Source organism: Mesorhizobium qingshengii, from assembly GCF_027563465.1.
Classification (GTDB): Bacteria; Pseudomonadota; Alphaproteobacteria; order Rhizobiales; family Rhizobiaceae; genus Mesorhizobium; species Mesorhizobium qingshengii_A.
In genome coordinates this window covers 786,063-811,611 of sequence record NZ_JAPFQA010000002.1, presented here as the reverse complement: position 1 = coordinate 811,611, position 25,549 = coordinate 786,063, and the positions used below count along the sequence as shown (strand labels likewise).

The window sequence follows — 25,549 nt, the reverse complement described above, 5'->3', positions numbered from 1 at the left end:
CGCGCCACGGGCGCGGGAGAGACGCCCTATTTCTTCAGCACGGCGTTGGCCTTGGCCGCGGCGTCTTTCAAGCCTGCCTCGGGGTCGCCGCCGAGATAGATCTTCTGCATGGCGTCGGAGGTGATCTGCGCGACCTCCTCCCAGCCCGGGATGATCGGCGCGAAGCGGGCGTCGGGCAGCAGGGCGGTGAACGCCGCCAGGTCGGCATTGTTCACATAGTAGTCCATCTTGGCCTCTTCCTTGTTGACCGGCAGGAAGCCTTCGCCTTGCGTGAACTTGGCGCGCTGCTCCTTGGTGAACAGGAAATCGAGCAGCTTCCAGGCCTCGTCCTTGTTCTTGGAATTCTTGAACATGATGATGGAATCGGTGACGCCATAGGTGCCGCGCGCGCCGGTCGGTCCGGCCGGAATGGCCGCCACGCCGTATTTCAGGTTCGGCGCCTCGTCCTTGATCTGGTTGGACAGGAAGGGTGCGGTGATCATCATGCCGACCTTGCCCTGCTTGAACAGGTTCTGCACATCCTCGCGGTTGTTGGAGGTGACGCCCGGCTCGGTCAGGCCTTCATCGATCATCGATTTGTAGAGCTTGGCGGCTTCAAGCGCGCCCGGCGTGCCGAGGCCGGAGGTGCCGTCCTTGTTGAGGATTTCGGTGCCGTAGGACCACATCGCATAGTAGTAGTAGACGTCGGTCTCGATCTCCTTGCCCTGCAGGCCGAAGCCGAAGGTGCCGGAACCGAGCGCCTTGATCTTGCGCGCGTCTTCCTGCAGCTCGGTCCAGTTGGCCGGCGGATTGGCGATGCCGGCTTTCTCGAACAGCTCCTTGTTGTAGTACATGGCGCGCGCCGAGGCAGCGATCGGCAGGCCGTAGGTCTTGCCCTCCATGATCGAGGGCGACAGGAACGTGTCGATGAAGCGGCCCTTGAAGTCGGGCGTGATGTAGCTGTCGAGCGGCTCGGCCACACCCTGCTGGACGAAGTCGATCAGCCAGCGTGTGCCGATGATCGAAAGATCGGCATTGGTGCCGGCGGTGATGTCGGTGGTCAGCTTCTGCAGCAGCACATCCCACGGCACCACTTCGAACTTGACGGTGATGCCGGGGTTCGCCGCCTCGAACTCCTTCTTGACGCTGTCGAAATAAGGGCCAGTCTTGGCGCTGTATTCGGCGACGGTGACGCGCACCTCGCCCGCATTGGCCTGCGCCGCGAATGCCAGCATGCTCATTCCGGCCATCAGGCCGACAGTCCATTTTGCAAGGCTCATTTGATGTCTCCCATTTTGATTTTGCGCCTGCGCGCCTCTTCGCTGCCGGAGCAGAAGATTTGTGTGACTTTCCTACATTATCGATGATTTCAAGGCTTGCAAGCGGATTATTATGTTGCTTAATTACATTTACAAGGCTAAGGCCTGACGTGATCCGTCAGAACTCCCGGAGGATGACGCGCGGTGGTTTCGAAAGCCGAGTTCGAAGGCAAGACTGTCGTGGTGACCGGCGCCGGCGGCGGCCTCGGCACGGCCATCGTGGCGCTGATGGCGCAAAGGGGCGCCAGGGTCGTCGGCTGCGACCAGTCGAGCGAAGCGTTGAAGAGCCCGCATTTTGCCTCCCGCCACGTCTTCGATCTTCTCGACCGGGATTCGATAGCGGCTGCGATCGGCGCTATCCTCGACAGGGACGGCGTGCCTGACATTCTCATCAACAACGCCGGCTGGACTCGCGCCGAGACGATCTCCGCGCTCACCCCCGACAAGATAGAGCAGGAGCTCGATCTCAATCTGACCGGCGTGATGACTTTCGCCGACCCGCTGGTCAAGGCAATGGCCGGGCGCGGCTCCGGCAGTGTCGTCTTCATCTCGTCGGTCAATGCCATCGCGCATTTCGGCAACCCTGCCTACGCGGCGGCCAAGGCCGGCATCAATGCCTATGCGAAGGCGATCGCCGTCGAGCTCGGCCGCGGCGGCCTGCGCGCCAATGTCGTGTGTCCGGGTTCCATCCGCACCGCCGCCTGGGACCACCGCCTTGCCAAGGATCCCGAAATCCTCGGCAAGCTGCAGCGGCTCTATCCGCTCGGTCGCATCGTCAACGCCTCGGAAGTGGCGGAAGCCGTCGCCTTTCTTGCGTCCGATCGCGCATCGGGCGTAACAGGCGTGGTGATGCCCGTGGATGCGGGACTGACGGCCGGCTGCCTGCCATTCATCGACGACATTCTGGGAGCGTGACCATGACCGACGTCGAGTTCCGCGACCTGTCGAAATCGTTCGGGCAGCACAAGATCCTCGAGAACATCCGCCTCGACATCAAGAGCGGCGAGTTCGTCGTTCTGGTCGGGCCATCCGGCTGCGGCAAGTCGACCTTGCTGCGCATGCTGGCCGGTCTGGAGACAATCACCTCCGGCGACCTGCTGATAGGCGGCGTGCGCGCCAACGAACTGCCGCCGCAGCAGCGCAACATCGCCATGGTGTTCCAGTCCTATGCGCTGTTTCCGCACCTGAAGGCGTCGGACAACATCGGCTTTGGCCCGAAGATCCGTGGTGAAGCGCGCGCCGCCATCGACCAGAAGGTCAAGAAGGCGTCGGGCGTCCTCAATCTCTTCTCCTATCTCGACCGCTACCCCCGCCAGCTGTCCGGTGGCCAGCGCCAGCGCGTCGCCATGGGCCGCGCCATCGTGCGCGAGCCGTCGGTGTTCCTGTTCGACGAGCCCCTGTCCAACCTCGACGCGCAACTGCGCGTGCAGATGCGCGTCGAGATCAAGGCGCTGCACCAGCGGCTCAAGTCGACGATCGTCTACGTCACCCACGACCAGATCGAAGCCATGACCATGGCCGACCGTATCGTGGTGATGGACCGCGGCAGGATCCAGCAGGTCGGGGCGCCGCTGGAACTCTATGACCGGCCGGCCAACAAATTCGTCGCCAGCTTCCTCGGCTCGCCGTCGATGAGTTTCGTTTCCGGAGCCCTCAAGACATCGCCTGAGAAAACCTGGTTCGAATCGGCCGGCGGCGGCCGGCTTGCGCTTGTCGGCAAGACGGTGCCGGCAGGCAGTGAGGTGGAAGCCGGCATCCGGCCCGAACACTTCGTCATCGGCGAGGCTGTCGACGCGATGGCGATCAAGGTGGATGTCGTCGAGCCGACCGGCTCCGAAACCCATGTCTATGGCGCCATTGGCGCCGATACGGTGCGCGCGGTGTTCCGCGACAGGGTGCAGGTCAGGCCGGGCGACTCACTGCCGGTGACCGTTGATCCCGGCAACATCCATCTGTTCGACAAGGCGACAGGCCTGCCGCTATGAAGACACACGCATGAAGACGCCGGCCGACATCATCACCCGCCTGCAACTGATGTCGCAGGACGGAACGAAGTCGGATCGCAAGCTCGCCGGTTTCGTGCTTGCCGACCTCGACTTCGTCTCCAAGGCGGCGATCTCGGAAATTGCCGCGCGCGTCGGTGTCAGCGAGCCTACAGTGACGCGGTTCTGTCGCAACCTCGGCTGCGAGGGCCTGCGCGACTTCAAATTCTATCTGGCGCAGGCCATCGCCATCGGCGGCCAGTATCTGTCGCCGGAGCCACTGAGCCGCGACGCGCGCGAGCAGCGTATCGCGTCAGCCATCACAGAGGCGGCGATCGCCGCCATCCAGCGCTCCAGCGAAAATCTCGACATGACGACGCTGGTCGGCGTCGCCGCGCGGATCGCTGTCTCCGGCAATGTGCTTTGCATCGGCTCCGGCGGCATTTCGTCGATGATGGCGACCGAGATGCAGAACCGGCTGTTCAGGCTGGGCATGTCGGTGGTGGCGCAGATCGACGGACAGCTGCAGCGCATGTACGCCGCCGTTGCCACGCCCGACACCACGCTGGTCGCCTTCTCGGTTTCCGGCTATGCGCGTTCGGTCATCGATGCCGTGCAGGTCGCCCAGCAGTATGGCGCCACCACCGTCGCCATCACGGCGCCGGACTCGGCGCTTGCCAAGGCCGCCGACACGGTGATCCATTTCCAGCCCTTGGAAGACGGCAACATCTACAAGCCGACATCGTCGCGCTATGCACTGCTGGCGATCGTCGACATGCTCGTCACCTCGGTCGCCGAGACGCGCGGACCAAAGGTCCTCGAGAATCTGCGCCGCATCAAGCAGAGCGTGAACACGTTGAAGGTGGACGATCCGCGCCTGCCGCTCGGGGACTGAGACGCCCTCTGTCTGTTCGCCAGGGGCTAATCTGAAACGTATGCGCCGACCGACGATTTTCAACCGCCACTCAACGCGTCGATGCTCTCCGCCAGGGCTCGCGGGTCACCCGAAATGCGCAGTGTCTTCAGGCGGCTCGTGCCGCCGGCGACCACCGACACCGCCGACGCCGGCACGCCAAGCGCCTTGGCGACAAGCCGTTGCAGCGCCTGGTTGGCAGCGCCGTTTTCCGGCACGGCGCGGACGCGGGCCTTCAGATGGCTTCGCCCGTCCGCTGAAGTTTCAACGCCTTCGAGCCTGTCCAGCGCGGCCTTCGGCGTCAGCCGCACGAACAGGTCGACACCGCCATCGCGCAAGCGAAACGGTGGGCTCATGGAACCGCCGGCCTCAGACGACCAGCGACAGCACGGTGGTGAGCAGGAACTGCCGCAGGAAGAACAGGATCAACAGCAGGATGATAGGCGAAATGTCGATGCCGCCAAGGTCCGGCATGAAACGGCGGATCGGCCGCAGCGCCGGCTCGGTCAGCCGGTAGAGCATGTTGCCGATGCTGCCGACGAACTGATTGCGCGAGTTGACGACGTTGAAGGCGTAAAGCCAGGAAAAGATCGCCGAGGCGATGATGACCCACCAGTACAGGTCAAGCGCCATGACGATTGTTTGAATGAGGGCGATCATGCCGGTCTCCAATTGTTGCCGACATGTAGCCATTGCACGCCAAACCGGCAAGGGCCGCCTTCCCTCACCCGCCAGCCCGGCGTCCGGCGGCCGGAGATTTCCACAAAACGCCGCCTTGACAGAAAACCACCGCGCCCGATAAATGCGCCATCCGCTGGACGGGGCTGTAGCTCAGCTGGGAGAGCGCGTCGTTCGCAATGACGAGGTCAGGAGTTCGATCCTCCTCAGCTCCACCAGCGGAATATCCTGAGATCCTTTACTGTTGCTCGCGGATATGGCGACCGCACGGAGACCCGCAGGGACGGGTGTCCCGATTGCCACCGTGCCTTGACGCCGTGTTCATGGCTCTGGTTCGGCGTTCTCCCGCCCCACTGGCGCGATAGGCTCGGGGCCCTTGCGGTGCAGCCCCTGTTCCTCGACCACCTTGAGACGGACCACTGAAACCGAGCAAAGGGCCTGTGCCACGACTTTGGTCGAGACGCTGCCGAGGTGACGGCGAATTGCCGAGGACGCCCTTGCTCCAACGACGATGTGCCCAACGTCATTGTGTTCGGCGTAGTTGAGGATCGCATCGGCAGGGCTGACCGCTTCAAGGACATGGTAGCTGATGCGGTCTTCCGGCAGGTGCAGCGGACGGGCCCAGTCCTTCAGTGCGACGAGCCGCCTTAGATACTCCGAGCGGCCCGTTTCGTCGGCCGCCGGCGTCTCGCCGATGATTTCGGTCTTCAGGACCGTCACACAGGCCAGCCAGGAGTCCTCGCGCGAGGCAAGCACACGAGCGGTTTCGTTGAGAACTTCGCCTGCCAGCGCATCGCTGCCATTGGCCAGATCGACCGCGGAAAGGACAATTGACGGTCCGGCCTGTGTCCTCGACATGGTCGGCTTGCCGACAAGCGATCTGTCATCCGTCTTGTGAAACAGCTTCGTGATCGCAGCCCATGCACCCGCGTCCCGGGGCTTGCGTCTGACAACCACCACCTGGTCGGGGTTCCTCAGGTCGGACAGAACCTGTGCTGCCTCGACATATCGTCGAGACCTGTCCACTTCCATGCATCTCAGGATGATGGCTTCCAGCCACCGCGGTATGGCCTCGTTGATGTCTCGCGGCCACTTGGGCGCATGATAGAGCCTGCGCTTCATCCCCGCGAAGGTCGCCGGACGCCCGAACGGTTCTTCGCCAGTGGCCAGCTGATAAAGGACGCAACCGAGTGCAAACAGATCGCTTGCGGGATCGCATCTCTCGCCGAGCACCTGTTCCGGCGAGATATAGGCGGCTGTGCCCATCGGCACGGAGCTTTCCGCGCCGAGAAGATCGGGGAGCTCCGCGTGCCGGGCAAGCCCGAAGTCGAGGAGCACCGCGCCGCGCTTGGCAAGAATGATGTTCTCGGGCTTCAGATCGAGATGAACGACCTTCTGCCGGTGGAGGGCGGCAAGCGCTGTCGCGATCTCGGTTCCGATTCTTGCCACCTCGTCCACTTGCAGCGGCGCGTTGCCTACGACATTTGCGAGGCCAGTGCCGGCCACGTACTCCATGGCAATATAGGGAACCTGCGCCAAACTGCCGGATGCCGCGAAATGCGGCACATGTGGTCCCGTCAGGCGTTTGAGGATCAGCTCCTCCGCCTCAAAACCGAGGATGACGGAAACATCCCCGCCCGGGTCGAGGAACGGTATCTTCAGCACAAGCGGGAAATCGTACCGCGGGTTGGTCGCCCGCCACAGCGAGGCCATGCCGCCGGTGGGCAGCTTTTCGACCAGCTCGAAACCATCGATGACCGTCCCTGCCTCGAACCGTTGCATGGAATACGCCTCCTCAGCGGCCGATCTTCAAACGCATGCCAAGCCACCCGGGCAGACCGGCGGCCCGGATCTTGCGGGCCGTCTCTTCGTGATCATAGGGAACACGAACCATCGTGACCTCGTGCCGCTCCGTGTCGACGAAAGCATAGCACGCCGCCGGATTGCCATCGCGGGGTTGGCCGACCGCGCCGACGACCACCAGATGCCGTGCCAGCGCGGACAAAGGCACCGCCACATTGTCCAGCGGCCGGAAATGGATCGGCCGGCGGCCCGGCAGCGCGTAATAGACGGACGGAACGTGGGTGTGGCCGCAGAAAATGAAACGGGCATCGCTTGACGACAGGCAGCGTTCCGCTGCGTCGACGTCGCGTATGTACAACCATTTTCCCGGCCGCTCCGCACTGGCGTGCACATACAGCCGGTCTTCGGATTGCAGCGAAAGCGGCAATCGCGCCAGGAAATCGAAATGCGCCGGAGCGAGGCGTTGGCGGGTCCACTGGACGGCGAACCGCGCATTTTCGGTCATATCACTCCGGTTCAGAACCACCGCCTCATCGTGATTGCCGAGAACGCAAAACGCCCCCTGGGCTACCAGGTCGGCGGCTTTCTCGACCACATGGACGGGATCAGGCCCATAGCCGACCAGATCACCCAGCAAGACCAGCTGGTCCGGGTCACGCTCGTTGACAGCCTCCAGCACCGCGTCGAACGCCTCGCGATTGGCATGGATGTCGGACAGGATCGCGATGCGCATTCAACATTATCCCGGGGATCGGCGGACCATCGCAAATCACTTGCCGCGACTGATATCATCCGGCCCAGTGCCAACATCCCCCGGTCGCCCAAAAAGCCAAACAGGGTCTTAGGGCCCTGATCGGATAGCTGCTTGATTTGGATCAAGAACCCGGTCGAGACTGGTTCGGCGCGAAGGCATCCACCATCAGCGGAACAATCGGTTTTTCGGCTCTCCGCGACAGCAGAAACGCACGCTATCGCACCCCGACTCAAAATCTCCGGCAAAACTGTTGTCAATTGAACTTATGGCGATGGCCGCCATGGGATCGCCGCTATTTTTTTTCGCGAGTCCCTCGTTACATTGACGTCATCTAATCGGTTTTTTTCTGTGTGTTGTACCGGGGCGTTTCGGGCGGGGGTGACCGAAGGCGCTATATGGATTCCGAATCGAAATGAAGAATCCCCTGCGGAAGCAAAGACGTGTCACTTCGCGAGAATCTCGCTGCAAACCTCAGACGGCTCTGCAAGGATCATGCATCTGTAAGCGCGGTGTGCCGTGAGCTGCACATCAACCGCACGCAGTTCGAACGCTACCTGCAGGGACAGACCGTTCCGAACAAAGCCACCGCCAAGCTGATATGCGACTACTTCCGCATCAACGAAGCCGAGCTGTACCAGTATCCCGACGCCCCCGAGCCAGCGGCAAGCGGCCTGCCGCCGATTTCCGAGGCGCTGTTTAAACAGATGATCCGCCCTCCCAGTCCATCGATCGCGGGGGGCACCTATTTCACCTATTTTTCGATCCCGGCCCGTCCCGACCTCCTGATGCGGTCGGTGACGTTCGTGCGGCGTGACGTCGAGCTGGTCACGTTCCGGCGGGTCACCGGATGGTCGGAGCGCCAGGGGTCGACCTGGGCGCGTGCGCGCGGCAACCACTATGGGGTGGCGATCGCACGCCTAAACTGGATCTATTTCAGCGGGATCAATCGCCGCCAGACCGGCGAGCCGTCGCTGATCTCCGTGCAGTGGGCTCCCATCTCGGAGCCGGTGCTGACCGGCAAGGCCATGCTTCTGACGGAGGCCGGCCCGGCGTTCGTGTCCGTCATCATGCGGCAGGACGCAGCCAACGTCCCGCCAAGACATGCGATCAAGATGGCGCATGTCATCAGGCTCGACGATCCGGGCGTCGACCCGCTCGTGGTCAGTCTCGCGCGCGACGGGTTGGGCTAGCCATGGCTTACGCTAAATATGAACAAGATATACCGAAAAAGCGTACCACAACGATAGTTTACTCTGTGTTTGAGTAAAATCGATTTTTTACACTTTCACGTGGAGAAATATAATTCACGACGCGGTCTTCAAATAGCGGGTTTACTGCGATTTTAATAAACCGCTAACCCTTTCGAACTTACCTTTCTTGTTGTGGATCCCGTTTTGAGGGGTCTTTCAACAGATCCCATGGGGTCAGGAAAGGGATGAAAATGGCGAAGAAAGTGAACACGGCTCCGAAGCTGACGATTGCCGCCGGCACGCAGACCGCCTTCTTTTCCAAGGGCATGCACTACAACAAGCGCTGAAGTCGTTCGGCGCCGATGAGCGGTTTGCTCGTCGGCGCCTCGGCTCCATGGATGGCATTCAGCATCATGAAAATGCGCTCTTCAAAAACGCTTGTTTTCTACCCCGGACCGAACAAGGTCACTGGGTGCAATTTCCTGACCAGGAACGTATTTGAATGCAGCCCCGAGGTGATCAGCCTTCTCGCTTCGTGGGACAAATGGGCGTCGATGACGGATATCGCCCGCGCCCATGGATGGTCGCAGGCCGAGCTGAAGGCTGTCGTTCCTCGGTTGCTCGATTTTTCCGCCCTGGTGACCGCCGGATCGCCGCTCGCCGAACAGGAGGCGCGGTTCTCCGGACAATGGACCTGGGGCATTCCGACCGCGCTGATGCATTTCTGCGTCCAGGACAGCGAGTTCATGACCATCGAGCAGGCGGAAGAGCGGCAGATCGAACGCGCCGGCCACACGCCGCAGCCGGACCTCCTGCTCAGGAATTCCCCAGGCGCCATTCGGCTGCCGGACGCATTGGAAGACAATGAACTTCTCGCCCTGATGGCGCGGCGCCGCACCAATCGCACAGCGGCGACGCCCACCATCACTTCCGAACAGCTTTCCGACTGCCTGTTTGCAGGCATGGGCATTACCGGCGAGACCACCAACTGCGTCGGCGCCCTGCCGCTTGGCATGACGCCTTCCGGTGGCGCGAGAAATCCCTACGAGGCCTATGTGGTCGCGCTGGCGGTCGAAGGCCTCGAGCCCGGCGTCTACCACTATTCCGCCGCCGATCACGACCTTGGCAGGATTTCCGCCAACCACCTGCCGAAGATCTCCGAACTGGTCGGCGGGCAGGAATGGGCGGACGCCATGCCATGCCTGATCCTGCTGTGCGCGAAGCTCGATCGCACCATGTGGAAGTACGAGGATGCCAACGCCTATCGTGTCGTGCTGATCGAGGCCGGCCATATCGGCCAGAACATCATGCTGGCGGCGACCAGTCATGGCTTGTCGGCGTGCCCCACGGCCGCGCTCAGTCATTCGGCAATCAAGCGCCTGCTCGGCTTGGATCGCCTCACCGACGCGCCCGTCTATGCCTTGACCATCTCGACCCCGCAAACATGCCCGTCTTCAGTGGGCCAATCGATCAATTAGTCGACTTAGTATGTTCAGAACGGCCAGTACCGCGTTCCCTGAGTTCCATCCGATCATGACAGGAGCATCACGTGCCAAACCATTCCCTACGTCAGTCTGAGATAGACAGCCTTCAATATATTTCGTCGATGACCAACGAGCTGGTGCAGATGGCCGAAGCAAGCCGTTTTCCGATGATCTCCTATCTGCTGGGCATGGCCTATGCCGAGGCCTTCGACGCTCTTCGCGGTGCACGGCCGGCCAAGCATGCGCAGTTCAGCGGCAACCCGGTGCACTCCAAGGTGCACGCAAAGGACAATCGCGCCCAGCCAAGGAGAGCGTAGCGGCATGCAATCGTCAGCCGCATGCGCGGTGGCAGGCCCGACTTCCCGCCCAAACCGCTGGGAGACGCTGTGTGCGTTGCAAAGCCTGCTGCCGATGCTGAAAAAAGCCGTCGCCGATCTTGACCGCGCCGACATGGTCTACTGGTTCGAGCAGGCCGATGCCGAGGTCGCCAACATCATCAGGGGCCGTCCGTCCGATACGACCGCGATTCCGGCCTTGATCGCGTGCAGCCCGCGGAACCGGCAGCTCGCGCGGAACCAGGCGTTCAGCGTCTGATGGACCCGTTGAACCCGCTCCAACCAATTGTTTTTACGCGATTCCGGACGGAAGACCGTCACACGCTTTTCCTGGGATTGCTTCAGGGGGACCTAACCAATGAACATGATTGTCAACATCAGGAGCATTGATGTCAGGGAGAGCATCTTCAGCCGGCTTGACGCCTTGATCGACGGGCGGCCGCCGTCGCCGGATGCCGCGCGGGTCGAGGCCCGCCAACTTGTCTCGACGGCGATAGCCGATACCTGCCAGGCCGACTGTCTTTGGGGCGCGGTGGATGCCTTTCATGCCCACTTTGACTTCATGATGCGGACCATCGACATCAACGGTGCCGACGACCCTAACCTCGGGATCCTGCGCACGAAATGCCGCTTCTATCTGGAGCAGGTCGAAGCCTTGTGCCTGTCGCAGAGCTATTGATCGGCTGATCCCTGCTCAAGTCTCTAATTGCGCAGGCTGAACACGAAGGGCGCCGTACGACTGACACGGGAACCGAGTTGCGCCGGTGGTGCCGGCACCGTGGCGCCCTGGAGCACGGCGAGCGCGGCACGGTCGAGATCCGGGTCGCCGGAAGAACCAACCATCCGGGCGGACAGTACGCGCCCGGATGAATCGATCGTGAATGTGACCCTCACATCGCCTTCCACACGTCGGGCCCTCGCCGCGCTCGGATAGCGCGTATGCCGCCTGATCCAGGCCGCCAGGCTGGAGTCCCATCTGGCGGGATTCACGCCCGATCGCGAAGCCACTTCGGCCGACGCAGGCGCGGCTGTCTTTGCCGCCGGCCTTGCGTCGGCACTGGCGACGGCTGCCGTATTCGGCGGCGCCGCCTTCTCCTTCCTTGGCTGCGGCCTGGGTTTCTCGACAGGCTTTTTTGCCTTGGCTTGAACCGGTTTCTTTTCCTTGGGCGCTTCGATCGGTTTCATCTGCGGCAGCGGAATGACCACGTCGGGGGCGACGGTCTCGACAATGTCGGGGACGACCTCCTGCAGCGGCGGCTGGTCGGCCTGTTCAGCCACCTCGGTTTGGGTGGGTTCGGCCTCGTCGGGCGGAACCGCTTTCTGCTCGACAACCGGCTCCATCTGTTCCGCCGGCTTTTCCGGTGCCTGCTCCGGCTCGGCCTGATCAGGCGTCACCGCGTCCAGCGCGGCAATCTGTTCTGCCACAGCCGGCATTGTCACCATCGGCGCCATCTCGATCAGCTGGGCCGGCGGCGGGCCGCCATCCGCTTCGTCGACCAGGCTGAAGCTCTGCACGGCATAGGCAAGCGCGATATGGGCTCCAAGGACCAGCATGGCCGCACCCGCCCACAAGCCAATATCGCGCCAACCGAAACGCGAAAGCTCCACCGTGGGCAAGGCAGCCGATGGCGTCATGGCGACGCCGCTCCCGTGGCGGCCGGGGCATCGGCCGCGGGCAAGGTCTCCAGGCCGACCAGCGCGATCTTCAGATAGCCGGCGCCGCGCAGCAGGTTCATCACTTGCATCAGGTCGCCATAGCCGACCGCCCTGTCGGCGCGCAGGAAGATGCGCGTCTGCCTGTCGCCCTTGGTTCTGCTGTCCAGAGTGGCGGCGAAAGCCGGGCGTGCCACGGTATCGTTGCCGATCGCCAGCGTCAGATCTTCCTTCAACGTCAGGAACAGCGGCGTCTCGGGTCGTGGCGCGGGCATCGCGGTCGAGCCCGGCAGATCGACATTGACATCCACCGTCGCCAGCGGCGCTGCGACCATGAAGATGATCAGCAGCACCAGGATGACGTCGATGAACGGCGTAACGTTGATCTCGTGGCTCTCCTCGAGATCGTCGTCCATGCTCAGTCGGATTCTGCCTGCCATTGCGTTGCTCCGCTCCTGCGCCGCATCATTCCGCCGCCGTCGCCGCCGTCGCCGGCGCGACGGCGCGGAAATCCAGATCGCGGCTGACCAACCGTTCGACGCCCGCCGACGCGTCGCCGAGGATCTGCCGGTAGCCGGCTATGGAGCGCGCGAAGACGTTGTAGATAACGACGGCCGGGATCGCCGCGACGAGGCCCATTGCCGTGGCCAGCAAGGCCTCGGCGATACCGGGAGCGACCACGGCGAGATTGGTGGTCTGCGCCTGCGATATGCCGATGAACGCGTTCATGATGCCCCAGACGGTGCCGAACAGGCCGACAAAGGGCGCGGTCGAGCCGATCGTCGCCAGCACGCCGGTGCCACGCGACATGCGCCGCGACGCCGCGGCCTCGATTCGCGACAGGCGCGAGGTGACCCGCTCCTTCAGCCCGTCACCGCGGACATGGTCGAGCGCACCGGCCGAAAGCGCGGTTTCCTCCTCGGCCGCCCGCACCAGAAGCGCGCCGGGGCCGCTCCTGCGGTCGAGCGCGCGGCTGGCCTGCTTCAATGTCGCGGCATCGCCGATCGCCCGCACGGCGTGACGGATGCGCAGCTTGCCGCCGAAAATCTCCAACGATTTGGCCAGCCATATCGTCCAGGTGACGAGGGAGGCAAAGGCCAGTCCGATCATCACTGCCTTGACGATGATATCGGCCGCCATGAACATGCCCCACGGCGACAGATCATGCGGCAGGGTCAATTCCATCGCCGTCGACGGTCCGGTCTCGACTGGCGAACTGGCGACCGGCTGGATGCCTGGCTGCCGTCGCGCAGCCGCCGCTGCTGCCGGTGCGGCAGCGGGTGCGGTGGGTGCCTCGATCGCGGGGGCAGCAGCGCCCGATTGCTCCTGGGCGGTCGCACTGCCGGCCGACAGGATCACGGATGCGGCCAACGCCGCCAACAGACCATTTCTCGACAACAGCTTCCCTCCAGTGCGGCCGCCCGCATTTCCATATCCGGGCTTCGGCGAGCGAATGCCGGGTTGACTATAAAACATGACATTGCTAGTCAACATTGAAGATGACTTCAACAGTCAACAAATCGTCGTGACGTACCGGTGGCGTCTATCCGGCGGCTGGCCGCCGCCCAGCATCGCTTCTTCGCGTTAGGGCCGCTGCCCGGGTGGACGGTTGCAACTTCACCGGTCAGGATGGACCTCACGATCGGTGAGGAGAGAACCACGGATGATCAAGGCGAGGCCCTTCGACTTCCCCTATGACGGCAGGCTGGTTGCGGAAAACACCGCGCTGGTCGTCATCGACCTGCAGCAGGATTTCCTGTCGACGACGGGCTACTTCGCCAGGCAGGGTTATGATCCGTCGCCGCTAAGGGCGATCCTGCCGACGGTGAGCCGGCTGATCGCCGCCGCCCGCGGGGCCGGCCTGACGATCATCCACACAAGGCAGGGTTACAGGGCTGATATGGCCGACATGACGCCCTACGAGAGATGGCGCCGCAAGCGCGCCGGTCTCGAAGGCACCGAAATCCTGCTTCGCTCCGGTCCAGGGTTTCAGATCGTTCCGGAGATCGACGTCGCGCCGTGGGACATCATTGTCGACAAGACCTGCAACAGCGCCTTCACCTACACGGATCTTGAGCTTGTCCTGCGCGCGCAAGGCATCACGCATCTGTTGTTTTCCGGATGCACGACAGATGTCTGCGTCCACACCACTCTGCGCGAGGCCTGCGACCGCAACTTTCAGTGCCTGACGATCTCGGATGCCTGTGCCAGCGGTGACAGACAGGCGCACGAAGCCGCGCTTCACATGGTGACGGTCGAGGATGGCGTCTTCGGCGCGCTGGCTGATTCCACCGCCGTCATCGAAGCCCTGTCGCGGCTGAGCGACGCGACAGGCTAGGTCAAGGGCCGCCGCGGCACCTGTCAACCCACCGCACGCGTCTCCGGCCTCGTGCGGGACGCAAACGCCCCGGGCTGAAATTCTTCGGTTTCGCGACGCGCCAGGGAGTTGCGCAACAAGGCAATCGTTTCCCGGCCGGCTGTCGCGATCTCGCGTGGCGTGTCGACGCCGACAATCATGAATTCATCGATCCCGAGCCCCGCATAGGCAAGCAGCGACAGGGCGACCTGGGCCGGCGGCCCCGAAACGTCGACCGCCTTGTGGCCGGTGGTGGAAACGCCCTGGTGGATCCTGACCGGAAGCGCAAAGCGCAGCTTGCTCGCCCGGCCGTGTTCAGCGGCGGCGCCACGCACCCGCTCCATCAACTGCCGGACTTCGTTGATCGAGCCCGGCGCCAGTTCAAAGACATCGGCATGCCGGCCGGCCACCTTGAGCGCCGTTCCGGATTGCCCGCCCATGCGGATGGTCCAGGTCGGCGCCGTGAGGACCCTTGCCGGGCACATAGCCGCCCTTGATGCTGTAGAACGCGCCTTCGTGGTCGAAGGGGCGGTCGTTCGACCACAGCCGCTTCAGCAGAACCAGATATTCGTCGATGCGCTGCCAGACGACCGTATGCCCGATCGGCCGTGTCTCGGCATCGTCGTCGCTCAACGGCTCGCTGATCATCCTGAGCGCCAGACGTCGGCCGCTCTTCCTGTCGATCGAGGCCAGCTGGCGCGCCGCCACCGTCGGCTCGACCACGCCTGCCCAGTGGGTGAGCACGACTTCCAGCGCCGAGGTGCGATCGAGCACCTGGGCAGCAAGATCCATGTTGGTCAGCAGCCCGGCCGAATCGTCGACGACGATCTTGCGGAAGCCGCCGTCCTCGATCAGCCCAAGCTTGGTCGCGGTCTCGGCGAAATCATAGAAGAAGGGAGCCGTGGTGTCGGCAGGGTGCGTTTTACCGGGTACATGCGTGAACTCGATCGGCATTGCCATCTCCTCCGTCACGTTAGGCGCGCAAAAGCGCACCGAGGATTCGGTTCATTCAACTCCGATTGACTGGAAGCGGTGGGCGGCTAGCCCCGGTCGATCCGACGGCTCAGGGAATAAGGCCCAGGACAACTGCCCCGGTGAACACGAACGCAAGGGCAAAGACGAGATAGGCGAAAGCACCGGCATAGGCCGGGCGAAAAGTCTGGGCATTAGCCAGCCGCTGGCCGTTGCTGTCAGTCTGAGCGTTCTGGATATAGGACATATCGACCTCCGTCTCGCCGCTTAATCTATAAAACTTGTAGACTTTGTCGATTGCTATTTTCGAGCCAAAAGCAGAATAAATTTCTCCCATCGAGCCTCAAATTGGTTCCCGTTTGCTGAGAGAGTGACCTTGGTCACCGATCGACATGGCATGTCCATGGTCCCCCCGCGCGGCTGGATGGGCCCATATCCTTGTTCTCACTGCACCCACTTGGTGCATTGGCCGCCCGGCGCGCGCGCGATAGGATCGCCAAACCAGCAAACGAAAATCGTCAAACAGGGGAGTGGGAAAATGGGCACAAGACTGGCCGGCAAGGTCGCCATCATTTCGGGTGGCGCGACGGGTATGGGCGGGGCGGCCTCGGAGCTGTTCGCGGCGGAAGGCGCCAAGGTGGCGATCATCGACCGCAACGGCGAGGCGGCCGCCGCCACCGCCGCGGCGATCCGCGCGCGCGGCCATGTCGCCGAGCATTTTGTCGCCGACGTGTCCGACGAAGCGCAGGTCGAGGCCGCCGTAAAGGGCGCGACGGAAAAACTCGGGCCGGTCACCGTGCTGTTCAACCATGCCGGCACCATCGTCATCAAACCGTTCCTGGAGACCACCGTTCAGGAATGGGACTGGCTGCATGCCGTCAATGTGCGCTCGATGTTCCTGATGACGCGCGCCGTGCTGCCCGGCATGATTGCGGCGGGCGGCGGCTCGATCGTCTGCACCTCGTCGATCTCGGCGGTGGCGGCGACGCCGATGGAAGTGCTCTACGACACCACCAAGGGCGCCTGCCACATGTTCGCGCGCGCCATCGCCGTCGAATTCCGCGACCGCAATATCCGCTGCAACGCTGTCTGCCCCGGCTTCATCCGCACGCCGCACGGCCTGCGCGAGGTGGCAGACCTCGGCAAGCTCGGCGTTGATGTCTCGGACGCGGCACTTGCCGCGCAGCAGGGCCGGATCGGCGAGCCGGAAGAAGTGGCTAGGGCTGCACTCTATTTGGCCAGTGACGAGGCCAGCTTCGTCAACGGTGCGCACCTGTTCGTCGACAACGGCTTTACCGCGATGTGAGGCGTCCCAGGATAGGGGTTCCTCGCCCCCACGAAGGTGGGGGAGAGGTGGCTCGGCGAAGCCGAGACGGGAGAGGGGGAATGGCTCGACCTTTCCTCGGACCCGTAACAATTCACCAGCGTCGCAGACCCCCTCTCCGACCGCTTCGCGGCCACCTCTCCCCCGCCCATGGCGGGGGCGAGGAACCCAAGCCTTGCTACCGCTCTTCCCTTCGGAACGGCTTGAGCAGCGCCGATGGCGCCACCGCGTTGCGCGACATCACCGCCATGGCGACGATGGTGAAGATGAAGGGCAGCATCAGGAACGCTTCGTAGGGGATGTGCCCGAGCCCGCTCGCCTGCATGCGCAGTTGCAGGGCATCGACAAAGGCGAACAAAAGGGCCGCGCCCGCCGAGCGCCACGGGTCCCAGCGGCCGAAGACGACCAGCGCGATCGCAACCCAGCCGCGCCCGGAGACGACGCCGAAGGTGAAGGCGTTGAACTGCGCCATCGACAGGAAGGCGCCGGCCAGCCCCATCAGCGCGCCGCCGAGGATGACAGCCTGGAAGCGCGTGGCAATGACGCTGACGCCAGCGGAATCGGCGGCGCGCGGATTTTCGCCGACCATGCGCACCGACAGGCCCCACGGCGTGCGGTAGAGCACGAAGGCTGCGAGCGGAATGGCCAGCATCGCCATATAGACCAGCGAAAACTGGTTGAACACCGCCGGCCCAAGCACCGGAATGTCGGAGAGGACCGGGATCGGCAGCGTCTCGAAGCCCTTGATGTTCGGCGGCACCGACTGCTGGCCGAAGATCAGCCGGTAGAGGAAATAGGCGAGGCCCGATGAGAACAGCGTCACGCCGATGCCGCAGACATGCTGGCTGAGGCCGAGCGCCGCCGTGAACAGCGCATGCAGCGCGCCCATCAGCATGCCGGTCAGGACCGCCACCAGCACGCCGAGCCACAGGCTGCCGCTGAGGCTGGTGGCGGTGAAGCCGGTCATCGCCGAGAGCAGCATGATGCCTTCGATGCCGAGATTGAGCACGCCGGCCCGCTCGGAAAACATTTCACCCAGCGTCGCAAACGCCAGCGGCGTGGCGATGCGGATGATGGCGGCGAGGAAGCCGACCTGGAAGATCTGTTCGAGCACCGCGCTCATCGGACGGCTCCGACGCGGCGGATGCGATAGGCGGTGAACAGCAGCGCCACCAGCATGGCAAGCAAGGCGGTTCCCTGGATGACGTCGCTGAGGAAGGCCGGCACGCCGGTCGCCCGCGACATCGCCTCGGCGCCGGTCATCACGGCGGCGAGGAAGATCGCCGCCGGCACCACGCCGAGAGGATTGAGCCGCGCCAGCATGGCGACGACGATGCCGGAATAGCCATAGCCCGGCGAGATGTCGCTCATCACCTGGAAATGCACTCCGCCGACCTCGCCGACGCCGGCCAGTCCGGCCAGCGCGCCGGACAGCAGCGCGGTCGACAGCAGCACGCGTTCGACGTTGATGCCGCCATAGCGCGCCGCTTCGGGATTCTCGCCGGTGACCCTGATCCGGAAACCGAGCGTCGTGCGCACGATCAGGAACCAGATCAAAGGTGCCGCGATCAGCGCAACGACGACGCCAAGATGCAGCCGCGTGCCTTCGAGCAGCACCGGAAAATTGGCCGAATCCTCGATCGGCGGCGAGATCGGATAGCCGCTGAACGTATCCTTCCACGGCCCTTCGATCAGCGCCATCAGCGCATAGTAGATGACCGAGTTGAGCAGCAGCGAACTGACGACATCGTCGACCTTGAATTTCACCCGCAGCGTCGCGGGCACGAGGGCAACGGCGGCGCCGGCGGCGGCACCGGCCACCGCCATCAAGACCATGGCCAGCGGCCCCGGCATCGGGATGGCGCCGACAAAGCAGCTCGCCACAGCGCCGGCCAGCAACTGCCCCTCGGCGCCGATGTTCCAGAACTTTGCCCGGAAGGCGACGGCGACCGCCAGCCCGGTGAAGATCATCGGTGCGGCACGCACCATCGTTTCGGTGATCGCGTAGCTGTCGCCGAGCGAGGCCGTGAACATCACGCCATAGGCTTCGAGGACGCCGGCGCCGGCCAGCGCGATCAGGCCGCTGCACAGCACGAGTGTGGCGCCGATCGCCAGCAGCGGCAGAGCAAGATTGAACCAGGCGGGCGTCGAGGTGCGGACTTCCAGGCGAAACATCAGCTATGCCCCTCCGCCCCGGTCATCATCAGGCCAAGCCGCGCGATCGTCGCATCGGCGCTGTCGAGTGTGCCGACGATGCGGCCCTCATACATCACCGCGATACGGTCGCAGAGCACGAGCAGTTCTTCGAGATCCTCGCCAATGACGATGATGCCGCAGCCCTTGGCCCGCATGTCGAGGAATTTTTCGTGGATGAAGCGGGCAGCGCCGATGTCGAGGCCGCGTGTCGGCTGCGAGACGATCAGCACCTTCGGATCGAAGGCGAGTTCGCGCGCCAAAAGCGCCTTCTGCAGATTGCCGCCGGACAGCGCGCCGGCGCGGGTCATCGGCCCAGGGCACCTGATATCGTAGGCCTTGATCTGCGCCTCCGCGAAGGCGCGGATCGCATCCGGCTTGAGCAGGCCCTTGGCTGAAAACGCCGCTGTGCCGATACGCGGCAGCACCATCGAATCGGCGAGTGGCAGATTGGTGACCAGACCGGTGGTCATGCGATCTTCCGGGATGCGCCCGAGACCAAGCGCCTGCACCTCGCGCGGCGAGAACCGCGACACGTTTTGGCCGGCAATCGTCATCTGGCCGGCATCGGGTGCGCGCACGCCGGAGATGACCTCGGCCAGCGCCCGCTGGCCGTTGCCCGACACGCCGGCAATGCCGAGGATCTCGCCGGCACGGACGGCAAGCGACACGCCGCGCAGCGCCGTACCCGAATGCTGCGATGTGGAGATTCCGTCGAGCGTCAGCACATCAGCGCCGGGCGTCGACGCTCCTCTTGCCGGCGGCACGATCTCGTGGCCGCACATCAGTTGCGCCATTGCGGCAGACGTCGTGTTGGCCGGGTCATCGACGCGGCCGGCAACGCGCCCATGCCGCAGCACCGTGCAACGATGCGTCAGCGCCCGCACCTCGTTGAGCTTGTGCGAAATGAAGATGATGCCGAGACCCTGCGCCGCCATCGAGCGCAGCGCCGAAAACAGCCCGTCGACCTCCGTTGGCGCCAGCACCGCCGTCGGCTCGTCGAGGATCAGCAGCCTGGCGCCGCGAAACAGCGCCTTGACGATCTCGAGCCGCTGCTGCTCGCCGACCGACAGCGCCGAGACCGCAAGATCGGGATCGAGCGTCAGCCCATGCTGCCGGCCGATTTCGGCCAACCGCGCCAGCCCACCGGCGCGGTCGATCCGCCCCGCTTTGCCGGGAATGCCGATGAGCAGGTTCTCCAGCACCGTCAACCTCGGCGCCAGGTGAAAATGCTGGTGTACCATGCCGATGCCAGCGGCCAGCGCGTCGGCCGAACTGGTGATCCGCACCGGCTTGCCCTGGATGAGGATCTCGCCGGCGTCCGGCGCATAGGCGCCGAACAACACGTTCATCAGCGTTGTCTTGCCGGCGCCGTTCTCGCCCAGCAGCCCAAGGATCTCGCCCGGTGCGACGCTGAGATCAACGGCCTCGTTCGCCTTGACGGCGCCAAAGCTCTTGGTGATGCCGCGCATTTCGATGAGTGGGGCGGGCGTCGGCAAGGTGGAATCCTGGTGGCGTTGAGCGGCTCCTCACCCTCCCCCTTATGGGGAGGGTCGGCTTACGATCGCAGCGAAGCGAAGATCGTGAGACGGGGTGGGGGCGGCGCTGAAGACCCCCACCCCGATCCGCTTCGCGGATCGATCCTCCCACAAGGGGGAGGGTGGAAGATCAATCCGAAACCGGCGTGTTCTCGTCGACGTCGACGCGGAAATTGCCTTCGAGGATTTCGGCCTTCTTCTTCTCGACCAGATCCTTGACGTCTGCCGGCAGCGTCTTGTCGAACTTGTGGTAGGGCGCGAGATAGGAGCCGCCCTTGGCCATGCGCGAAAAGTCGCCATAGTCCTGCGCCGTGAAGACGCCGGCCTTGACCAGCTTGATCGCCTGTTCGACCGTCGGATACATGTCCCAGACCGGGCCGGTGATGACCGTATCGGGGCCGAGGCTCGATTGGTCGGACATGTTGGAGATGGCGAGGATCTTCTTCTCGGCCGCCGCTTCGATGACGCCGAAACGCTCGGCATAGATGACGTCCGCGCCGGCGTCGATCTGCGCCACCGCCGCTTCCTTGGCCTTGGGCGGATCGAAGAACGAACCGATGAAGGCGACCTTCTTCTTGATGTTGGGATTGACCTCCTTGGCGCCGGCGAAGAAGGCGTTGACCAGCCGGTTCACTTCCGGAATGCCCATCGCCGCGACGGCGCCGATCGTGCCCGACTTCGACATCTTGCCGGCGATCATGCCGGAAAGGTAGGCCGGCTCGTGGATCCAGTTGTCGAAGACGCCGAAATTGGGTTCCGCCGGACCGGCGCCCGATCCGAACAGGAAGGCGGTCTTCGGGAACTGCTTGGCGGTGCGGCGCGATTCACGCTCGGCGGCGAAGGCGTCGCCCAGCACCAGCTGGTAGCCGCCTTGCGCATATTCGCGCATGACGCGGCTGAAATCGGCGGTCTGCACCTTCTCCGACCATTTGTATTCGATGCCGAGTTCCTTCTCCGCCTTCTGCAGGGCGACATGGATCTGGTTGTCCCACGGCTCCTCGATCGGCGTGGCGAAGATCGCCGCCACCTTCAGCTTCTTGTCCTTGGCGAAGGCGGCGCCCGGCAGCATCGCCGCGGCCAGGCCAAGCGCGCCGAGCTCCAGCACGTTGCGTCGCGAAAGCCCTTCGCGATTCATCTGGAATTTGTTCTTCCGGTTTTCCATTGCATTCCCCTCTGTTCGACAGCCGTGTCGAGCCGGCTGTTCGTGAAAATGTCAGACGGGGAACTATGGAACGACGCTGAACTTTTGTCCACATGGTCAAATTTGGCCGCGCGCCGAATCCGGCCATGATTTTGGCCGGCCAAAAGGAGACCGCGATCAAACCCGTTCGAGCGCGATCGCGATGCCTTGGCCAACGCCAATGCACATGGTTGCCAGCGCGTAGCGGCCGCCGCGTTCGCGAAGCTCCAGCGCCGCCGTGCCCGATATGCGGGCGCCGGACATGCCCAAGGGATGGCCGAGCGCGATGGCGCCGCCATTCGGGTTGACGTGCCCGGCGTCCTCGGCAATGCCGAGCTGGCGCAGCACGGCGATGCCTTGCGAGGCAAAGGCTTCGTTAAGCTCGATGACATCGAACTGTTTTGGTGTCAGGCCGAGCCGCGCGCACAGCTTTTGCGTCGCCGGCGCCGGGCCGATGCCCATGATGCGCGGCGCGACACCAGCGGCGGCACCACCGAGGATGCGCGCGATCGGCGTCAGGCCGTATTTCTTCAGCGCCGCTTCCGAGGCGACAATCAGCGCCGCCGCCCCATCATTGACGCCGGAGGCATTGCCGGCCGTCACCGTGCCGCCTTGCCGGAACGGCGTCGGCAGCTTGGCCAGCGCCTCGACCGTGGTGCCGGCGCGCGGATGCTCGTCCTTGGAGACGACAACCGCATCCCCCTTGCGCTGCGGGATCGTCACCGGGGTGATTTCCTTTGCCAGCCGGCCATTGGCCTGTGCCGCGACAGCCTTGTCCTGGCTGCGCACGGCAAATGCATCCTGGTCCGCGCGGGAGATGGCGAACTCTTCCGCCACGTTCTCACCGGTTTCCGGCATCGAATCGACGCCATACTGCTTCTTCATCAGTGGGTTGACGAAGCGCCAGCCGATAGTGGTGTCATGGATCTCGGCATTGCGCGAGAACGCTGTCTCGGCCTTGGGCATGACAAAGGGCGCGCGGCTCATCGATTCGACGCCGCCGGCGATCATCAGCTCCGCCTCGCCGGCCTTGATGGCGCGCGCGGCGATGGTCAGCGCATCCATGCCGGAGCCGCACAGGCGATTGACGGTCGAGCCGGAGACCTCCCTCGGCAGGCCGGCCAGCAGCAGCGCCATGCGCGCCACGTTGCGGTTGTCTTCGCCGGCCTGGTTGGCGCAGCCATAGACGACGTCGTCGACCGCCTGCCAGTCGATGCCAGGATTGCGCTCGACCAGCGCTCTCAGCGGCACGGCGCCGAGATCGTCGGCCCGCACGGAAGACAAGGAACCGCCGAAGCGCCCGATCGGCGTGCGGATGTAGTCGCAAATATAGGCCTCGGCCATGCTAGGCAGCTTTCTCTTTTCCGGTTCCCTCATGCGCCGCCCTGGTGCGGGCCTGCAGGTCGCGCAATGTCTTGAGTTCGAGTTCGCTTGGCGCCGGCGTTTCGTCAAGCGCCTCGGCGAACCTAACCACCCAGCCACAGCTCTCCTGCACCTGCTGGCGCGTGACGCCGGGGTGCAGCGACACGACCGTGAATTCCTTGGTCACCGGATCCGGTTTCCAGATGGCGAGATCGGTGATCAGCAAGGTCGGGCCAGCAGTGTCGATGCCGAGACGCTTTCGATGATCGCCACCCTCGCCATGGCCAAAGGAGGTGAAGAAGTCGATCTTTTCGACCATGCCGCGTTTGGTCTGCGCCATGGTGATGTAGATCTGCTTCGACGACGTCGCTATCTCTGGCGCGCCGCCGCCGCCAGGCAGCCGGGTCTTCGGGTGAAAGTAATCGCCGATGACGGTGGTGTTGATGTTGCCGAACTTGTCGAGCTGGGCCGCGCCGAGGAAGCCGATCGAGATGCGCCCGCCCTGCAGCCAATAGCGGAACATTTCCGGCACGGCGACGGTGGTGACCGCGGTTTCGCACAATTCGCCATCGCCGATCGACAGCGGCAGCACGTCGGGCGCGGTGCCGATGGTGCCGCTCTCGTAGATCAAGGTGATGTCAGGCGCATGCGTCAGCCGCGCCACATTGCAGGCGGCGGAGGGCGCGCCGATGCCGACGAAGCAGACATCGTCATTCCTGAGCGCGCGGCTCGCGGCGATCGTCATCATCTCGTTGGAGGTGAAGCCCAGCTCGCTCATGCCGCTTTCCTTAGATGCTCGACCCGGGCCGCGAAATCACCGGCGCTCTTCTCGATGACGTTCGCCTGCATCCATGCCTGGAATTTTTCACGGTCGGCGGCGATCTCGTCCCACTCCAGATAGGCGGCATTGTCACGTGCATAGTAGCCGTGCGCGTAGGACGGATGCGAGCCGCCGGGCACGACTGATATCGCCGCGATCGTCCAGCGCGGCAGCACGGTCAGATTGGGGTGCAGATCGTCGAAATTGTCGACCACTTCCTCCACCGTCACCACCGCCCGCCTGGCCGCCAGCACGGCTTCCTTCTGGATGCCGATGATGCCCTCGACCAGCACATTGCCTTTCCGGTCCGCCTTCTGCGCATGGATGAAGGTGACATCCGGCCGGATCGAAGGGACAGCCGCCAGCACCTCGCCGGTGAACGGACAGGTGACCGACTTGATGTTCGGATTGACCGCCGCCAGCCCGGCCCCGCGATAACCGCGAAACACCGCGCAGGGCAGGCCGGCCGCGCCCGCCTCATAGGCATTGGCCATGCCGGCATGGCTGTGCTCCTCGATCTCGATCGAACGCGGAAAGCCGTTCTCGATGGCGTCGCGGGCGCGCCGCAGCAGGCCGACGCCGGGGTTGCCGACATAGGAGAAGATGATCTTCCTCGCCATGCCCATGCCGATCATCTGGTCGTAGATGAGGTCCGGCGTCATGCGGATCAGGGTCAGGTCGCGAAAACCCTGGCGGATCGCCTCATGCGCCGCCGCTGTCGGGATCAGATGGGTGAAGCCCTCGAAGGCGACCGTATCGCCGTCATTCAGGTTCTCCGCGACGGCCTGTTTGAGCGGCAGGAACTTGACCATCCAACATGCTCCTGGATTCATAAGTTCGTATTGCGAACATATGTTCTATATGCGATACTTTCTATGCCAATTGAGGGCGCGGAGTCAATCCGGACGACAACGCCCTTCCGCGGAGGTTCGATGGACGAAGAGACCGCTTCCCGTGACCATGTCGGCTCGCTTGAACGCGGCCTCGTCGTCATGGAAATCCTCGCCCGCCGCCCCTCGGGCATGACGCTGACCGAAATGGCCGAGGAAGCAGGCCTGACCCGCGCCGGCGCGCGCCGCTTTCTGCTGACGCTTGTCGCCACCGGCTATGCCACCCAGGCCGGCCGGGTGTTTTCGCTGTCGCCGCGCCTGCTGACGGTTGCCCGCACCTGGCTCGGCGGCGGCTCGCTGTGGAGCTTCGCGGCACCCATCATGCGCGCGGTGGCTACGCAGCTGAACGAGGCCTGTTCGGCGGCGATCCTGTCGGGCCAGGATGTCGTCTATGTGGCCCGCATTCCCGGCCGCCGTATCCTCAGCGTGTCGCTCGATGTCGGCACCCGGCTGCCCGCCTATTGCACCTCGATGGGGCGGATTCTGCTTGCCGGGCTGACATCACGGGAATTGGACACATTTCTCGGCCAGGCGACGATCGAGAGAAGGACGCCGAAGACGATCACCGACAGGCATCTGCTGGCCGACGCCATCGGCAAGGCGAAGGCGGACGGCTTTGCCATCGTCGACGAGGAACTGGAACTCGGCCTGCGCTCGATCGCCGTGCCGATCCGCGACCGCTCAGGAAGCACGGTCGCGGCAATCAACGTCTCGACCCAGTCCGCCCGTTTCTCCGTCGCGGAGATGGAACGGGAAATCTTGCCCGCGCTGCTTGGAGCCAGGCAGCGCATCGAGGATTTCTTCGTCGTCTAACCAAGCGCTTC

General features: G+C 63.9%; 27 protein-coding genes, 1 tRNA gene and 1 pseudogene. 12 read left to right on the top strand and 17 right to left on the bottom strand.

Going from position 1 to position 25,549, the window contains the following annotated elements:
* Window positions 1-26: 26 nt before the first annotated feature.
* Window positions 27-1,259 (bottom strand): ABC transporter substrate-binding protein, encoded by a 1,233-nt coding sequence (locus OOJ09_RS08620; protein ID WP_091576112.1) that lies wholly within the window; start codon window positions 1,257-1,259, stop codon window positions 27-29.
* A 183-nt stretch (window positions 1,260-1,442) separates the two neighbouring features.
* Between OOJ09_RS08620 and OOJ09_RS08615 the strand changes: the two genes are divergently transcribed.
* From OOJ09_RS08615 to OOJ09_RS08605, 3 genes are read left to right on the top strand one after another with little or no spacing between them, the layout of a single operon-like run.
* Window positions 1,443-2,213 carry an SDR family NAD(P)-dependent oxidoreductase gene (locus OOJ09_RS08615; RefSeq protein ID WP_269904775.1) on the top strand — a complete coding sequence of 257 codons (771 nt, stop codon included), beginning with the start codon at window positions 1,443-1,445 and terminating at the stop codon, window positions 2,211-2,213.
* Window positions 2,214-2,215: 2 nt separating this feature from the next.
* The gene (locus tag OOJ09_RS08610; RefSeq protein WP_269904774.1) at window positions 2,216-3,283 is read left to right on the top strand and encodes an ABC transporter ATP-binding protein; all 1,068 of its coding nucleotides are present in this window, start codon (window positions 2,216-2,218) and stop codon (window positions 3,281-3,283) included.
* A gap of 10 nt (window positions 3,284-3,293) precedes the next feature.
* Entirely contained in the window at window positions 3,294-4,175 is an 882-nt protein-coding gene (locus OOJ09_RS08605; RefSeq protein ID WP_091576109.1) for a MurR/RpiR family transcriptional regulator, read from the top strand.
* Window positions 4,176-4,234: 59 nt separating this feature from the next.
* On the opposite strand, the gene OOJ09_RS08600 is transcribed toward OOJ09_RS08605, so the two are convergent.
* Together OOJ09_RS08600 and OOJ09_RS08595 are read right to left on the bottom strand one after the other, a co-directional pair.
* Window positions 4,235-4,549, bottom strand: coding sequence for a DUF167 domain-containing protein (locus OOJ09_RS08600; protein WP_269904773.1), 315 nt, complete (start codon window positions 4,547-4,549; stop codon window positions 4,235-4,237).
* 13 nt (window positions 4,550-4,562) lie between these two features.
* Window positions 4,563-4,853 carry a YggT family protein gene (locus tag OOJ09_RS08595; protein ID WP_091576245.1) on the bottom strand — a complete coding sequence of 97 codons (291 nt, stop codon included), beginning with the start codon at window positions 4,851-4,853 and terminating at the stop codon, window positions 4,563-4,565.
* A gap of 160 nt (window positions 4,854-5,013) precedes the next feature.
* Between OOJ09_RS08595 and OOJ09_RS08590 the strand changes: the two genes are divergently transcribed.
* A tRNA-Ala gene (locus tag OOJ09_RS08590) sits at window positions 5,014-5,089 on the top strand.
* Window positions 5,090-5,192: 103 nt separating this feature from the next.
* Here OOJ09_RS08590 and OOJ09_RS08585 read toward each other — a convergent pair.
* Both OOJ09_RS08585 and OOJ09_RS08580 read right to left on the bottom strand, forming a co-directional pair.
* Complete coding sequence (locus tag OOJ09_RS08585; RefSeq protein WP_269904772.1) at window positions 5,193-6,653, bottom strand: bifunctional serine/threonine-protein kinase/universal stress protein; 1,461 nt, start codon at window positions 6,651-6,653, stop codon at window positions 5,193-5,195.
* A gap of 13 nt (window positions 6,654-6,666) precedes the next feature.
* On the bottom strand, window positions 6,667-7,407 hold the full coding sequence (locus OOJ09_RS08580; RefSeq protein WP_269904771.1) for a metallophosphoesterase family protein: 741 nt from the start codon (window positions 7,405-7,407) through the stop codon (window positions 6,667-6,669).
* Window positions 7,408-7,868: 461 nt separating this feature from the next.
* Here OOJ09_RS08580 and OOJ09_RS08575 point away from each other — a divergent pair, with 461 nt between their 5' ends.
* The 5 genes from OOJ09_RS08575 to OOJ09_RS08555 all read left to right on the top strand — a co-directional run bounded on the left by OOJ09_RS08575 (window position 7,869) and on the right by OOJ09_RS08555 (window position 11,116).
* Complete coding sequence (locus OOJ09_RS08575; RefSeq protein WP_269904770.1) at window positions 7,869-8,618, top strand: helix-turn-helix domain-containing protein; 750 nt, start codon at window positions 7,869-7,871, stop codon at window positions 8,616-8,618.
* Between the two features lie 515 nt (window positions 8,619-9,133).
* On the top strand, window positions 9,134-10,096 hold the full coding sequence (locus OOJ09_RS08570; protein WP_269904769.1) for a SagB/ThcOx family dehydrogenase: 963 nt from the start codon (window positions 9,134-9,136) through the stop codon (window positions 10,094-10,096).
* Between the two features lie 71 nt (window positions 10,097-10,167).
* Entirely contained in the window at window positions 10,168-10,419 is a 252-nt protein-coding gene (locus OOJ09_RS08565) for a hypothetical protein (RefSeq protein ID WP_269904768.1), read from the top strand.
* 4 nt (window positions 10,420-10,423) lie between these two features.
* Complete coding sequence (locus OOJ09_RS08560) at window positions 10,424-10,696, top strand: hypothetical protein (RefSeq protein WP_269904767.1); 273 nt, start codon at window positions 10,424-10,426, stop codon at window positions 10,694-10,696.
* 99 nt (window positions 10,697-10,795) lie between these two features.
* Window positions 10,796-11,116, top strand: a complete 321-nt coding sequence (locus OOJ09_RS08555; RefSeq protein ID WP_269904766.1) for a hypothetical protein — start codon at window positions 10,796-10,798, stop codon at window positions 11,114-11,116.
* 23 nt (window positions 11,117-11,139) lie between these two features.
* Here OOJ09_RS08555 and OOJ09_RS08550 read toward each other — a convergent pair whose 3' ends face one another.
* From OOJ09_RS08550 to exbB, 3 genes are read right to left on the bottom strand one after another with little or no spacing between them, the layout of a single operon-like run.
* A complete protein-coding gene (locus OOJ09_RS08550; RefSeq protein ID WP_269904765.1) occupies window positions 11,140-12,072 on the bottom strand; it encodes a TonB family protein in 933 nt (310 codons plus the stop codon).
* A complete protein-coding gene (gene exbD, locus OOJ09_RS08545) occupies window positions 12,069-12,530 on the bottom strand; it encodes a TonB system transport protein ExbD (protein WP_269904764.1) in 462 nt (153 codons plus the stop codon). The genes OOJ09_RS08550 and exbD overlap by 4 nt, the downstream gene beginning before the upstream one ends.
* A 25-nt stretch (window positions 12,531-12,555) precedes the next feature.
* Entirely contained in the window at window positions 12,556-13,488 is a 933-nt protein-coding gene (gene exbB, locus OOJ09_RS08540; protein ID WP_269904763.1) for a tonB-system energizer ExbB, read from the bottom strand.
* A 265-nt stretch (window positions 13,489-13,753) separates the two neighbouring features.
* On the opposite strand from exbB, the gene OOJ09_RS08535 reads away from it, so the two are divergent.
* Window positions 13,754-14,428 (top strand): cysteine hydrolase family protein, encoded by a 675-nt coding sequence (locus OOJ09_RS08535; protein ID WP_269904762.1) that lies wholly within the window; start codon window positions 13,754-13,756, stop codon window positions 14,426-14,428.
* A 23-nt stretch (window positions 14,429-14,451) separates the two neighbouring features.
* Here the strand turns inward: OOJ09_RS08535 and OOJ09_RS31990 are convergent.
* Window positions 14,452-15,400: pseudogene (locus tag OOJ09_RS31990) on the bottom strand (LLM class flavin-dependent oxidoreductase).
* A 109-nt stretch (window positions 15,401-15,509) separates the two neighbouring features.
* Complete coding sequence (locus OOJ09_RS08520; protein WP_269904759.1) at window positions 15,510-15,665, bottom strand: hypothetical protein; 156 nt, start codon at window positions 15,663-15,665, stop codon at window positions 15,510-15,512.
* Window positions 15,666-15,956: 291 nt separating this feature from the next.
* Between OOJ09_RS08520 and OOJ09_RS08515 the strand changes: the two genes are divergently transcribed.
* Window positions 15,957-16,724 carry an SDR family NAD(P)-dependent oxidoreductase gene (locus OOJ09_RS08515; RefSeq protein WP_269904758.1) on the top strand — a complete coding sequence of 256 codons (768 nt, stop codon included), beginning with the start codon at window positions 15,957-15,959 and terminating at the stop codon, window positions 16,722-16,724.
* Between the two features lie 196 nt (window positions 16,725-16,920).
* Here OOJ09_RS08515 and OOJ09_RS08510 read toward each other — a convergent pair whose 3' ends face one another.
* The 7 genes from OOJ09_RS08510 to OOJ09_RS08480 all read right to left on the bottom strand — a co-directional run bounded on the left by OOJ09_RS08510 (window position 16,921) and on the right by OOJ09_RS08480 (window position 24,647).
* Window positions 16,921-17,865, bottom strand: coding sequence for an ABC transporter permease (locus OOJ09_RS08510; RefSeq protein WP_269904757.1), 945 nt, complete (start codon window positions 17,863-17,865; stop codon window positions 16,921-16,923).
* Entirely contained in the window at window positions 17,862-18,917 is a 1,056-nt protein-coding gene (locus tag OOJ09_RS08505; protein ID WP_269904756.1) for an ABC transporter permease, read from the bottom strand. Before OOJ09_RS08505 ends, OOJ09_RS08510 begins: the two co-directional genes overlap by 4 nt.
* Window positions 18,917-20,407, bottom strand: coding sequence for an ABC transporter ATP-binding protein (locus OOJ09_RS08500; protein WP_269904875.1), 1,491 nt, complete (start codon window positions 20,405-20,407; stop codon window positions 18,917-18,919). Before OOJ09_RS08500 ends, OOJ09_RS08505 begins: the two co-directional genes overlap by 1 nt.
* 196 nt (window positions 20,408-20,603) lie before the next feature.
* Entirely contained in the window at window positions 20,604-21,635 is a 1,032-nt protein-coding gene (locus tag OOJ09_RS08495) for a BMP family protein (RefSeq protein WP_269904755.1), read from the bottom strand.
* 156 nt (window positions 21,636-21,791) lie between these two features.
* Window positions 21,792-22,997, bottom strand: coding sequence for a 3-oxoadipyl-CoA thiolase (gene pcaF, locus OOJ09_RS08490; RefSeq protein ID WP_269904754.1), 1,206 nt, complete (start codon window positions 22,995-22,997; stop codon window positions 21,792-21,794).
* Window position 22,998: 1 nt separating this feature from the next.
* Entirely contained in the window at window positions 22,999-23,793 is a 795-nt protein-coding gene (locus OOJ09_RS08485) for a CoA-transferase subunit beta (RefSeq protein WP_269904753.1), read from the bottom strand.
* On the bottom strand, window positions 23,790-24,647 hold the full coding sequence (locus OOJ09_RS08480; RefSeq protein WP_269904752.1) for a CoA transferase subunit A: 858 nt from the start codon (window positions 24,645-24,647) through the stop codon (window positions 23,790-23,792). Before OOJ09_RS08480 ends, OOJ09_RS08485 begins: the two co-directional genes overlap by 4 nt.
* A gap of 120 nt (window positions 24,648-24,767) precedes the next feature.
* On the opposite strand from OOJ09_RS08480, the gene OOJ09_RS08475 reads away from it, so the two are divergent.
* Window positions 24,768-25,538 carry an IclR family transcriptional regulator domain-containing protein gene (locus OOJ09_RS08475; RefSeq protein ID WP_269904751.1) on the top strand — a complete coding sequence of 257 codons (771 nt, stop codon included), beginning with the start codon at window positions 24,768-24,770 and terminating at the stop codon, window positions 25,536-25,538.
* Window positions 25,539-25,549 lie beyond the last annotated feature (11 nt).